General features: G+C 38.3%; 14 protein-coding genes. 6 read left to right on the top strand and 8 right to left on the bottom strand.

Features of this window, described 5'->3' with window-relative positions; genetic code table 11:
* Positions 1 to 167 precede the first annotated feature (167 nt).
* Positions 168 to 437 carry a DUF433 domain-containing protein gene (locus ABJQ32_11495; protein MEP5290265.1) on the top strand — a complete coding sequence of 90 codons (270 nt, stop codon included), beginning with the start codon at positions 168 to 170 and terminating at the stop codon, positions 435 to 437.
* Positions 438 to 554: 117 nt separating this feature from the next.
* Here the strand turns inward: ABJQ32_11495 and ABJQ32_11490 are convergent, their stop codons facing one another.
* The 4 genes from ABJQ32_11490 to ABJQ32_11475 all read right to left on the bottom strand — a co-directional run bounded on the left by ABJQ32_11490 (position 555) and on the right by ABJQ32_11475 (position 2,567).
* A complete protein-coding gene (locus ABJQ32_11490) occupies positions 555 to 740 on the bottom strand; it encodes a hypothetical protein (protein MEP5290264.1) in 186 nt (61 codons plus the stop codon).
* Between the two features lie 134 nt (positions 741 to 874).
* On the bottom strand, positions 875 to 1,327 hold the full coding sequence (locus ABJQ32_11485) for a cytochrome c (protein MEP5290263.1): 453 nt from the start codon (positions 1,325 to 1,327) through the stop codon (positions 875 to 877).
* Entirely contained in the window at positions 1,320 to 1,928 is a 609-nt protein-coding gene (locus ABJQ32_11480) for an SCO family protein (GenBank protein MEP5290262.1), read from the bottom strand. Before ABJQ32_11480 ends, ABJQ32_11485 begins: the two co-directional genes overlap by 8 nt.
* Before the next feature lie 105 nt (positions 1,929 to 2,033).
* Positions 2,034 to 2,567, bottom strand: a complete 534-nt coding sequence (locus tag ABJQ32_11475) for a CopD family protein (GenBank protein ID MEP5290261.1) — start codon at positions 2,565 to 2,567, stop codon at positions 2,034 to 2,036.
* Between the two features lie 77 nt (positions 2,568 to 2,644).
* Between ABJQ32_11475 and ABJQ32_11470 the strand changes: the two genes are divergently transcribed.
* The 5 genes from ABJQ32_11470 (at position 2,645) to ABJQ32_11450 (ending at position 8,581) form a co-directional block, all read left to right on the top strand.
* Entirely contained in the window at positions 2,645 to 3,325 is a 681-nt protein-coding gene (locus tag ABJQ32_11470; GenBank protein MEP5290260.1) for a Crp/Fnr family transcriptional regulator, read from the top strand.
* A gap of 102 nt (positions 3,326 to 3,427) precedes the next feature.
* Entirely contained in the window at positions 3,428 to 4,279 is an 852-nt protein-coding gene (locus ABJQ32_11465; GenBank protein ID MEP5290259.1) for a hypothetical protein, read from the top strand.
* The gene (locus tag ABJQ32_11460; protein ID MEP5290258.1) at positions 4,279 to 5,526 is read left to right on the top strand and encodes a POTRA domain-containing protein; all 1,248 of its coding nucleotides are present in this window, start codon (positions 4,279 to 4,281) and stop codon (positions 5,524 to 5,526) included. Before ABJQ32_11465 ends, ABJQ32_11460 begins: the two co-directional genes overlap by 1 nt.
* A 71-nt stretch (positions 5,527 to 5,597) precedes the next feature.
* Positions 5,598 to 5,933: a hypothetical protein gene (locus ABJQ32_11455; GenBank protein ID MEP5290257.1), complete on the top strand. Its 336-nt coding sequence runs from the start codon at positions 5,598 to 5,600 to the stop codon at positions 5,931 to 5,933.
* Entirely contained in the window at positions 5,930 to 8,581 is a 2,652-nt protein-coding gene (locus ABJQ32_11450) for an ABC transporter permease (GenBank protein ID MEP5290256.1), read from the top strand. The genes ABJQ32_11455 and ABJQ32_11450 overlap by 4 nt, the downstream gene beginning before the upstream one ends.
* A gap of 9 nt (positions 8,582 to 8,590) precedes the next feature.
* On the opposite strand, the gene ABJQ32_11445 is transcribed toward ABJQ32_11450, so the two are convergent.
* The 4 genes from ABJQ32_11445 to ABJQ32_11430 are packed head-to-tail and all read right to left on the bottom strand — an operon-like array spanning position 8,591 to position 12,491.
* Complete coding sequence (locus ABJQ32_11445; protein MEP5290255.1) at positions 8,591 to 9,232, bottom strand: TIGR04282 family arsenosugar biosynthesis glycosyltransferase; 642 nt, start codon at positions 9,230 to 9,232, stop codon at positions 8,591 to 8,593.
* Positions 9,225 to 9,719 (bottom strand): rhodanese-like domain-containing protein, encoded by a 495-nt coding sequence (locus ABJQ32_11440; GenBank protein MEP5290254.1) that lies wholly within the window; start codon positions 9,717 to 9,719, stop codon positions 9,225 to 9,227. Before ABJQ32_11440 ends, ABJQ32_11445 begins: the two co-directional genes overlap by 8 nt.
* Positions 9,716 to 11,014 carry a glycosyltransferase family 87 protein gene (locus ABJQ32_11435; GenBank protein ID MEP5290253.1) on the bottom strand — a complete coding sequence of 433 codons (1,299 nt, stop codon included), beginning with the start codon at positions 11,012 to 11,014 and terminating at the stop codon, positions 9,716 to 9,718. The genes ABJQ32_11440 and ABJQ32_11435 overlap by 4 nt, the downstream gene beginning before the upstream one ends.
* A 16-nt stretch (positions 11,015 to 11,030) precedes the next feature.
* Complete coding sequence (locus tag ABJQ32_11430) at positions 11,031 to 12,491, bottom strand: cellulose synthase family protein (GenBank protein MEP5290252.1); 1,461 nt, start codon at positions 12,489 to 12,491, stop codon at positions 11,031 to 11,033.
* Between the last annotated feature and the right edge of the window lies 1 nt (position 12,492).

Genomic DNA, 12,492 nt, shown 5'->3' with positions numbered 1-12,492 from the left:
TTCATAAAAAGAAGCAGAGTCTTTGGTCAGAAGACTAATAAGGGGGTAAAAATCAAGTAGAAGCCACTCAAGCGGCCTTTGAAACCATAAATGAAGATTGGAATGATTTTGCAGAGTTTTGAATCAAATAGGAAAATATGTCGTATTTTGTATAAAACAGTTTAGTCATGGAATACACAAATAGAATTGTAACAAACCCAGATGTGATGCTTGGGAAGCCAGTTATTAAAGGCACTAGAATAACTGTTGAAATTGTGTTGAGAAAACTGTCTGAAGGAATGACAATTGACCAATTAATATCTTCCTATAGTCATCTATCCAAGGATGATGTCTATGCCGTCTTAGCGTATGCTTCTGATTTAATTGCAAATGAGGAAATCATTATTCCACATGCTTCTTCGCCCTTGTTGGTGTTGTCACCAACAAGTAAACACTAAGAATAGTTGGTCACAAGACCAACTATGGCAAGATTCCAGACTTAGTTAGTTTGAGAGTGCTTTGATTCCCTGCCTTTGCCGGCAGGCGGGCTCGCGGATGACGTAAGGGGTCAGACCTTACTCCTCACATTCCGTAACCCATTTCTCTACATCTCTTACTCCGATCAGACCTCCTTCATTGCCCCACGCGTTGCTGATGAAGGTAAGTACTTCTGCTACTTCCAGGTTGGTAATGGGGTTTCCAGGCATCATCTGATTGTAGGTCACACCATTCACTACTTTCGCCCTTGTTGGTGTTGTCACCAACAAGTAAACACTAAGAATAGTTGGTCACAAGACCAACTATGGCAAGATTCCAGACTTAGTTAGTTTGAGAGTGCTTTGATTCCCTGCCTTTGCCGGCAGGCAGGCTCGCGGATGACGTAAGGGGTCAGACCTTACTCCTCACACTCAGTAACCCACTTCTCTACATCTCTTACTCCGATCAGACCTCCTTCATTGCCCCACGCATTGCTAATGAATGTGAGCACTTCCGCTATCTCAAGATTTGTGATGGGATTGCCAGGCATCATCTGATTGTAGGTTACACCATTAACCACTATTTCCTTGCTTTGACCATTTTTAATAATGCAGGCTGCCCTAGGGAGATTTTCCAGAAGATAATCTGATCCGGCCAGTGGAGGGTAAAGCGATGCAAGCCCTTTACCATCTTGTTGATGGCAGTTCGTACAATAGGTAGCGTAGATCTTAGCTCCTTGAATTTGGTACTGCTTCAATCTGATTTGATCTCTTGATGAAAGAGTCGACTCCTCTTTTGTTTCAGATGCACCACCACATGCAAGTGTGACAACTGCAATCACAACAAATAGTGCCCTTTTAAGCTTATTCATACTCTTTCAATAATTTATCAATATCGTTCATCAGTACATCTACTTGCTCGGGAACTGTTCCATCATAAAATCCTCTGATTCTTCTGTCCTTATCTACAAGAAGGAAAGCGCCGGAATGCACAAAACCTCCTGGAGCATTTGAATCTTCATCAGCTAAAGAGATGTAGCTTTTTTCTGCAAGATCATAAATGTAATCCTGATCTCCTGTTACAAACTTCCATTTATCCGAGCTTACTCCCAGTCTGTCAGCATAATCTTTTAAGAGTCCCACAGTATCATAGGTAGGGTCAATGGTATGGGATAAGATCATCACCTTATCATTATCTTCAAACTTGCTATAGACTCTTAGCATTTGGGCTTTCATTTTCGGGCAGATGGTGGGGCATGATGTGAAGAAAAAATCAGCCACATATAACTTGTTATTAAAGGTTTCATTTGTCACTGTACTGCTATCCTGATCAACCAATTCGAAATCTTGAATGGTATGATAAATAGTATCATTTTCTTCGTATATCGTATTACCCAAATAAGGGAGTGAGTCGGAAGAAGACTTTTGATCACAAGCGATCAGGAGAATGAAAGGAATGAGTAACTTTTTCATGTGTATTATCTGTTGTTCAATGGCAACATGCGGTTCCCCGCCGGGAAATTCGTATAATTACTATTAACCCACTGAGAAGGTGGTTGTCTAATTATACTTATTTCATCATTTATTTCTAACAATTTTATAAAGTTTTATTGCAAGCATGAGAACTACTGCAAAGCTAATAAGGCCAACCGTACCCCATATCCAACTGAGCTCATTCTTTAATACAATGAGGAAAACTACAGCAAAAAGAATCAACGTTGCACCCTCATTGAAAATCCTTAATTGCATGGAAGAATACCTCGCTTCGCCTCTTTGAAGTTGCTTAAATATAGCATGACATCCAAGATGGTAGAGAACTAAAAGTAGTACAAAACCTAGCTTAATATGCATAAAAGGCATCTTTAGCCATGCTGGCTGAGAAATTAAAAGGGATGTACCGAGAATGATTGTTATGATAGCTGAAGGCCAGGTGATGATGTGCCAAAGCTTTCTACTCATGACTGCCAGCTGCTCAGAAAGAATAGATTTTTCTGGTTCCTTTTTTCCTAATGCTTCCGTATGATAGATGAATAATCTTACGATATAAAACAATCCAGCAAACCAGGTTATTACGAATATGATGTGCAGAGCTTTGAGATATAAATAATCCATCGGTGGAGCTTTTTAGTTATAATTGTTGTTAACCGTGGTTGTTTGCAAATTTGCATCAAATCCTGACATCACAGATTATGAGCGACGAAAGAAATCTTTGGTATTTTGAAGACACAGACTTATTCGAAGTTTTGTGCCCTAAGAAGACGCCTTACTTAGAAGAAAAGCACATTCCGGGAGTGTATAAAAAAGATGACTTCATCTACTTTCAAGATCAATCCTCTGAAAATATTTACATGGTTTCCAATGGACGTGTGAAGATAGGAACATATGGGCCAGATGGTAAAGAAATTGTAAAGGCCATTTTGACTCGAGGAGAGGTCTTTGGTGAATTGGCATTGGCTGGAGAAGATAAGCGCCAAGATTTTGCTCAGTCGATGGATAATGACACACATGTGTGTTCGATGACGATTGAAGACCTGCAAAACCTTATGGTAGATAATGCAGAGCTTAATTTGAAAATATTGAAGATTGTTGGCTTCCGATTGAGAAAGATGGAACGCAAGATTGAATCATTGGTATTTAAAGATGCTCGTACCCGAATCGTGGATTTCTTAAAAGAGATGGCTATGGAGAAGGGGCAGAAGGTCGGTTTTGAAACCATGATTAAGAACCACCTTATCCATAAAGACATAGCGAGTTTGACTGGAACATCACGGCAAACCGTGACTACTGTGATGAATGAATTGCGCGAAAAAAACCTAATCAACTTTGATAGAAGAAGGATTTTGATCCGAGACCTAGAAAAACTCGTCTAAAATATCTCGAAGAGATCAACAATTTATCACAAAACGTGAATTGTCTTTTAGTTGACCGTCCTTTTGGACTGGTTCTACGTTCTTTGATGAAAATTGAAAAACATGCGTACCATTTTATTTACATTTCTCGTAACAGGGTTCCTTCTCAGCTCAGCTCAGAACAACCTTCAGAACTACACACCTTCCATACTCTTCGGTAAGGGAGATTGGGAATTTAAAAGTTTCCAAAACCTTTATACACAGGCAAAGTCTTTCGATGCAGATGGAGGCAAGGTGGACAATGGTGTAAGGGATAATTTCTTTACTTCTATCAATCAGTTTTTATATGGAGTTAATGACCAAATAAATGTTGGATTTGATGTTTGGGTAAAGCACTCGAATACTCAGCAAGCAGGATTAAGTTCTCAAACTGGGATAACAGGATTTGGACCTAAAATTAAAATAGCGCCTTTAAAGTCCGTTCCACGTCTGTCCCTTCAAAGCACACTATTGTTCAATTTGGTAGATGAACCTGAAGGAAGTGCGAATAAATATTTTCTGGAAACAGACGCTACTCTATGGCTAAATCAAATTTTCTTTGATGTTCCATTGAATGAAAAATCTCAGCTATTCTTTCAGCAAGCTTTTTGGTATCGATTTGTGAATGATGGGTCATTCGCGGGTAATAATTTTCTTCAAACACAGACAAGTGTTTTCTATAGTTATTTCCCAACATCCAGATGGACAATCTATGGTATGACAGAATACTTCCCTACTCATTATAATTCTGCTGATGATGTTGAAAAAGCTGAAGCGTTTTTCTCGTACTTTGTTCAGTCAGGAGTGGGTACAAAATATCAATTGATTCCGAATCTCATCGAACTTGAATTCCTTTATACCAATTTTTGGTTAGGTAGTGAAGGTCAGGGAGCAGGAGAAACTATAAATTTGGGTATCCGAGTGATACGCCAATAGTGAAGAGATTATTAATTGTAACATATATCTTATCAATTGCTTCTATTTCCTATTCCCAGGAAATAGAAGCAATTCGTTTTGAAGGGCTAAAGAAAACCAAGCCATCATATATCAGTCAATTCATTTCTATCCAGAAAGGAGATCCATTAGACTCTACAGAAATTATAGAGGTAAAACAACGTCTTGCAAATCTTGAGATGTTTTCGGATGTTCAGTTTGAAGTTCAAGAGCTGAATCAGGGAGTTGAATTAGTTTATGTTTTTCAAGAATTATACACGTTACTTCCCATCTTCAGTTTTGGAGGAATAGAAGAGAATTTCTGGGTTCAGGTAGGAGCTTCAGAAGCTAATCTTGGCGGAAAGGGAAACAAGCTGACTGCCTACTACCAATATTATGATCGTAATTCCTTCGCCACTCACCTTACGTTTGATAGGATCAGACAGTCACAGTGGGGAGCCAATGTTAATCTGATAAAGTGGTCAACATTGGAACCACTTTTCTTTTCAGGGCAAACGGTGGAATATGAATATGATAATTACACGCTAGGTGCTAATGTTATCAGATATCTAAATTTCACTGACAGGATTGAGTTTGGTGGTGCTTTCTTTACGGAAGACTACCGAAAATTTACGGAAGGAGATTTTGAAGGAGCCCCGGAAAAAGTCACTAAGAATAAACTTTTAGGCAAAGCGACATTTATTTGGAACAGGGTTAATTACCATTTTTTTTATCTCGATGGACTACATAATCAGCTCAACATTCAGACCGTTCAATCACTTGATAATGACCCTGCTTTTTACATCGCGTTTAATGATGTGAAATATTTTAAAAGAAGTGGGAAAAGGGGAAACCTTGCTACCCGACTTAGGTTAGGTCTAAGTACCAATGAGGAGAGCCCCTTTGCGCCATTTGTCCTTGATAGCTACCTAAATATACGAGGGGTTGGCAACCGAGTGGATAGAGGTACCGGAGCAATTATATGGAATACTGAATATAGGAGAACCCTAAGAGATCGAGAGAAGATAGCTGTTCAGGGTGTACTTTTTTCTGACTTGGGATCATGGAGAAATCCAGGTGGAAATTTTTCTGATTTTGCTGAATCACAGAATTTTGTGCTTTTTGCAGGAGGTGGTTTTCGTCTGATTCATAAAAAAATCTACAATGCTATTCTGCGTGTAGATTATGGGTTCAACCTACAAGAGCCAAGCATTAATGGATTTGTGCTTGGCATAGGTCAATACTTTTAATCAAAGATTTTGTAACCTTATTTTTTCGTTTTAGTATATTACTTACATTTACGAAATTAATATTTCAAAAAATGAAAGGAACAAATCTTGGCGAATTTGAGGAGCTCGTACTACTAACCGTAGGCATATTGTATGACAATGCCTACAGTGTTGCCATCCAGCGAGAGTTGAACAAGCAGACCGATAGAAAGGTCAGCATCAGTTCGGTGCACGCGGCAGTTTATCGTCTGGAAGAAAAAGGACTATTGAATTCCAGGATGGGTGAGATGTCGAGTGAAAGAGGAGGAAAGCGCAAACGCCTTTTTACGATCTCACAAGCTGGGAAAGTGGCTTTGGAGACAGCAAATGAGCTTCGAAACAGAATGAGAAATCAAATACCCAAAATCGCACTGGAAAACTTAAGATGAGTTACACCCCGCCAAAACTTCCATTAAAAATCTTTAGATGGTTCTGCTCTGATGAGAAGCTTGAAGAACTTGAAGGAGACCTTTTTGAAGTTTATAATGAATTTATCACTGAAAGTGGAATTCGTTTCTCGAAGATATTTTATTGGTGGATCGTTATCAGAAGTTTCAGATCATATGCATTAAAAAGGACTAAAATGAATAATACTAGAGTTAACACATCACTTACTTTCTTGGAACATAACCTGATTATCGCCTGGCGGAATTTGCTTAAGAATAAAGGAACAACAGCAATCAATATTCTAGGTCTTGCCATAGGTGTAGGAGCTTTTCTGGCTATTTTGAGTATTGTCAGGTTTGAAATAAGCTTCAATACACAGATTCCCGATGAGGATAGGATTTATCGCATTTACACATCATACTCAGGATCATTCACAGCCATTAATAAGGGAGCTTCAATACCCGTAGGACCATACGTTGAAGAAACTTTTTCAGGATTGGATGCAGTTGCTTATTTCCATACTTATCGTGCAGCAGTAGATATCCCGGAGGCATCAGGTAAGACAAAAGAATTTGAATCGCAAGGTAGTTTTGTGATTGCCAGCCCCTCATTTTTTAAAGCTATTGATCAATATGAATGGCTCGCAGGTTCACCTGAAAAATCTGTAGGGGAACCTTTTCAAGTAGTATTAACGACAGATCAAGCACTCAAATACTTTGGAAACATTGATTGGCTGGATATGGTGGGTAAAGAAGTAATCTATCGCGACTCACTAAACCTCTTTGTATCGGGTATTGTCGAACTTCCCGACTATAATACTGACTTTGATTTTACTGATTTTATTTCCTATGCTACTATAGACAAGTCATGGCTGAAAGATGATTTTACTGGGGACTGGGGGAGTACAAATAGTTCTTCCCAATTATGGGTCAAGACATCTAATAATGTAGGAAAAGTTGATCTAATGCTTCAACTTGATGAGCTAAGCAAACATGTTTCAGACCAGCAAGAAAATAAAGACTATTATCAGAACTTTAAGTTACAGGAACTTGCTGAGATTCATTTTGATCCTGAAATTGGCATTTTTAATAATAGCAGGAGTGCAGCTCACATGCCTACCTTGACGATATTGAGTGTCATAGCTTTTGCTATTCTGCTAATTGCGATTTTTAACTTTGTGAATTTAGAAACTGCGCAATCAACAGCTAAATCGAAAGAAGTTGGGGTGAGAAAAGTTCTGGGAAGTCCGAAACACAAGCTTGTTGGTAGATTCTTAACCGAAAGTACTTTAGTCTCATTTTTTGCTGTATTACTTGCTATCCCTATTGCTCATTATGGCTTTATTTTCTTTGAAGAATTCATTCCAGAAGGTACAACACTGGAATACGATAGCCCTGTATTTTGGCTAGCTCTTGTCATCTTAACACTAACTGTGGGAATAATTGCAGGGATATATCCTTCGTGGATCATTTCATCTTTTCAACCGATAAAAGCCTTACGCTCTGGATCAAGTTCAAAGAACCCTGGAGGATCACTTATTAGAAAAGCGCTGATCTTGTTTCAATTCCTTTTTTCTCAACTGCTGATAGTAGGTACGATAGCAATCACCTGGCAAATATCTTTCATGCTTGACAAAGATTTGGGCTTCAAGGAAGATGGGGTGATATACTTCTACACGCCATATTATGAGCAATACAGCAAGTCAAAATTGATCTTGAATCAAATAGATGAGATGCCTGAGATCAGAGAATATGCTCTTCAGAGTACACCACCTGTACAGAGTGGCTATTCTACATCCACTGTTAAATATCAAAGCTCCGAAGGAGAGATTGTGATCAATCCTCATATCAAGTCGGGAGATACAACATACTTAAGGTTCTATGACATAGAATTGCTGGTAGGTAGAAATTTGCTACCCAATGACACTCTGCCTGAGCTATTGATCAATGAAACTTTTATGCATGAGTTAGGATTTGACCATCCTCGAGAAGCCTTAGGAACCCAGTTTGAGTATAACAATGCGGATCATACTGTTGTCGGAATTCTAGAGGATTTCCATTTCAGATCTCTACATAATCCAATTGAGCCTATGCTTTATCGCTATCGAGAAAAATCGAGATGTTTTGCACTTAAAGTGAAAGTAGGTCAAATCGAACAAACAATAAATGAACTAACAGATACGTGGGGAGATATCTATCCGAACTATCCATTGACTGTCTATTTCATGGATGAAACCATCGAGCAATTTTATCAAACTGAGAGGAGAACATCAAAGCTGGCTTCCACCGCAACTGCAACTGCTATCTTGATTTCTTGTTTGGGGTTATTTGGATTGATTTCCTTTACCATCGTACAAAAGTCAAAAGAGTTGGGAATCAGAAAAGTGCTGGGAGCATCTATCCTTCAAATTGGTACCATCCTTAGTAAAGAATTCATTTTATTGATTATTGTGGCATTCGTGGTTTCCACGCCAATTTCTTATTATATCATTAATATATGGATGGAGGATTTTGCCTATCAAACAGAGATATCTTGGTGGATTTATGTTCTTGGAGGTTTGGTTTCAGTAGTTATCGCTCTCGCCTCTATAGGAGTGAAAGTCTGGAGAGCTTCTGGAGCGAACCCAATTGATTCTTTGAGATATGAATAAAGAAGAGGTCTAGTAAGCCTCTTCTTCACCGTCTATTTGAGCATCAGCGCCAAGGTTTTCCCAATCCATATCTGTTTCTTTTAGATCCGCTAACGTATCGATATCACTAAGTGTTGGAAGTTGATGTACGGAGAGTTCTAGCTCTTCTGCTTCGTTTAGCAATTCTTTTAAAACAGAGTCAGTGCTGTATTCTTTATTTTGGAATAATTGAGGAAGGTATTCACTCATACCTAGCAGATAGTAACCTCCGTCTTTGGCTGGTCCAACGACCAGGTCGTTTTCATCTAGCATTTCAAAAGCCTTTTTGATTATTTTAGAATTGAGATCATAGCAGTCACTACCTATGATGACCACTTTGTTATGTGAATCGAAAGCCTCATCAAAAGCGGTAGACATTTTCTCTCCCAGAGTCATCCCCTTTTGTACGTTCAATTCGTAATTTCCGGTATCCCAGATGTCTTCTATCTCTACATATTCAGAATAGTAAACAGCCTTGTTTACTTCAATCTTCTGTGTGATTTTGTTCGTGTGATTCACCAGTTCCATGTAGACATCTAAGGCCTTATCTATTCCAATATCCTTAGCCAGACGGGTTTTTACCATGCCTGGAATCAGGTTTTTCACGAAAATCATTAATAATCTATCAGTCATATACTTTTATTCCTTTGTAAAGCCATTGTCCCCATGACTTGTTATATGTATGTACACTATCAGTTGCCAGATTGTTTGATCCAATCACATCATATCCTTGATTTTTCCAATCAAAAATACCTCCGTAGAGATTTTTCACATTCTTGAATCCGGCTTTTTGAAGTTTTTCTCCAACTCTTTCACTTCTATACCCCACAGAACAGTAAACGATAACCTCTTGGTCTTTAGGAATATCCTTGACCTGATCTATTTCAAAGTCGTCATAATCAACAAATCGTGCTCCTGAGATATGACTTATATTATACTCTTGTTCTGCCCGAGTATCTAAGATTACAACATTATTAAGTTTTGATTTCAACGAATCCGATTTAATTAGAGGGACCGTCTTTTTATAAAGACTTTCCATTTTTTGATCAAATGTTTTTTGCCCACACGAAGCGAAGGAAGAAACAAGTAAAATGATGAATGGAGGTAGGTATTTTTTCATAACCTATTTTTTATTCGTATTTCAGTTAGCAAAACTAAACCTGTTATTGAATATTCGATAACAACTATGAACATAGGAAGTTCAAAACCTTCTTTAGTATATCCAACATAAGTCAAAAATATCATGGCTGACCAGATAATTGGGTACCAGTAACCGGACAATACCCCAAAGACAACCAAAGGGAGAATATACCATGGATGGACTGTGGTGGCAAGTAAAAGGTATGTCGTTAGAATGAATAAAAGAGTCTTGGGCACTGACCATTTTTTTATTAATCCAAAGACAGAAATACTTAGTATGCTCAATATTGAAAAAATAGAAAGCAAGGGCCCGATTAAGGCAATATTATTATACCCGTAGATCCAGTGGCCTATTTCACGAGCAATAAAGTAAAGGCTTGCATTAAACTCAAACGACCGAAAGTAGAGGTCTAGGCTTTCCTGCATCCCATCGATAAAAGATTGGTTTAGCATTGGGAGAAGTGTCAATATCCCTATTAATCCTCCAAGAATAGCAGCACTCCATTTTTTTTCTTTTATCCCCTTTAGGAAGAAAAAGGGAAGAAAGATAAGAGGGAGTAGTTTGGTTCCTATTGCTAAGCCCAATCCAATGCCAGAAAGTGTTTTTTTATTTTTCTCATAAGCATAAACGCCTAGTAAAAGAAAAAAGATGACTAACCCTTCAAAGTGTAAATTTCCAACAAATTCAAGAATGACTAATGGGTTGAGGAAGTACCAGAAAGCAAGGTTTTCTGATTTCCCGTAGTGCTTGAGTAGTTGCTTCAAGAGAATAAACGATCCAATATCAGCACCATACAAAATGAGCCGAATTATGTTTGCTGATACCAACCAATCTCCATTCCCAATAACGGCACTCAACCAAAAAATGAATTGGTTAAGTGGTGGGTAGATCGTGAAGTAGTTTGGTGAATTGAGCCGATTGAATAGCTCTTTGCTAACCTCGGGAATTCCTTGGCTTAAATAATAACCGGGCAGTTCTGCGAATGGATGAATGCCATTTTTTAATAATGTCCCATCCCAGATAAAACGATATAAGTCATCAGAAAGGATAGGGAGACTCAGGAAGAAAAGGAAGCGAATAATTACCCCAGAAGCTAAGAGTAGGTTTGAGTTTTTCGGCCTTAACAGAATAAATACGTAGCTAATAAATGCACTGGAATAAGCAAATAGGAGGGGCATTGTTTCATGCCTTTCTATCCAATTACTGATGGATAAAAGAGCAAGAAAAAAGACTAAAAAAAAAGTATAATAGCCAGTCTTGTTCTGAATAGGCATTTTGGGTGTGAATTTTTTAGCCTTGGTACTTCATCGGTTTTACCGACAAAATAAATACATAAGCAAAACCAATCGCTAGCATTCCATGGAAAAGTAAAAGACCATAATCTTCTAATTTGAATCCTGAAAAAATTCCATAGATGAAATAGATGGATAACAGCCCTTCCATAAATGTGACGGGGGTTAGCACTTTATTCAAATATTGATTTCCTTTCCAAGAGTCACCTTTTGACTGGACATTGAATTTAGGAGTTCTTACAAACGGTGTTTTAATTCCTAGATATCCTTCCACAACTGCAATGGAGTTGTGAAGAGCCATGCCCATTGAAAAGGCCAGAAACATAGGGAAATTGCGAATAAAATAACGAAAAGTATACTCTGGATGTGTGGCTTTTGCTGCAACCCAATAGAAGAACCCCATGGCTAAAAAACCAATAATGAAAATACTTCCCAAGTCAAATACTAGCGCTAAATCTGGATTATACTCTTTGATATAAAGCATAGGTATACTCAATACTGCAGCAATTAGAAGTAGCAAAAAGACGGAGCTATTGAGCAAATGAAATACGGCTCTTATTTTATGATTCCAGCCTATGTTAGAGGTCAATACTTTCCCTAATGTTTTTCGTGCAGTTTCAGCTGCCCCTTTGTTCCATCGATATTGCTGTGATTTTACGGCAGGAATAAGAACTGGTAGCTCTGCAGGAGATTCTATTTCTTCTTTATAGACAAATTTCCACCCTTTCAATTGAGCCCTGTAGCTTAAGTCGAGATCCTCTGTGATGGTATCATACTGCCAACCTCCGGCATCTTTTATACATTCTTTGCGCCATACTCCGGCGGTACCATTGAAGTTTATGAAGCTTCCAGCATGCTCTCTACCTTTTTGTTCTACAGTAAAATGAGCATCCAACCAAAATGCTTGAATCTTAGTAAGTGAGCCATAGTCTGTATTGAGGTGACTCCATTTGGTCTGAACCATGCCTACCTTCTCATTACTAAATTTTGTGAGCGTTCGAACAAGGAATTCAGGATTTGGAACAAAGTCAGCATCAAAAATTGCAATGAACTCACCTTTCGCTTTTTCCATGCCATAGGCTAGAGCTCCGGCTTTATATCCGATACGTTCTGGCCTTCTTACATGATGGATGTCCCAGCCTTTGGCGACATATTCAGTCACCTTATTTTCAATGATTTGTATTGTCTCATCATCGGAATCATCAAGCACCTGAATTTCCAATTTCTCTTTTGGGTAATCAATCTTAACCACAGCATCAATTAATCTTTCAACTACATAGCGTTCATTGAAAACGGGCAACTGAACCGTAACTACCGGATATTCTGAAAGTTCTTCAGTAGCTTCTTCTTTCTGTTTTCTGGCTTTCAAATAATGCCATGTAAGATTGAATTGACCCAAACTGAAAAGGCAAATGATCAACAACGTAACCCCATAAAGTACTATGACTAACCATTCCACC

Origin of the sequence: Marinobacter alexandrii, assembly GCA_039984955.1 — a bacterium.
Taxonomy (GTDB): Bacteria; Bacteroidota; Bacteroidia; order Cytophagales; family Cyclobacteriaceae; genus Ekhidna.
This window is presented reverse-complemented; position numbering and strand designations above follow the sequence as displayed.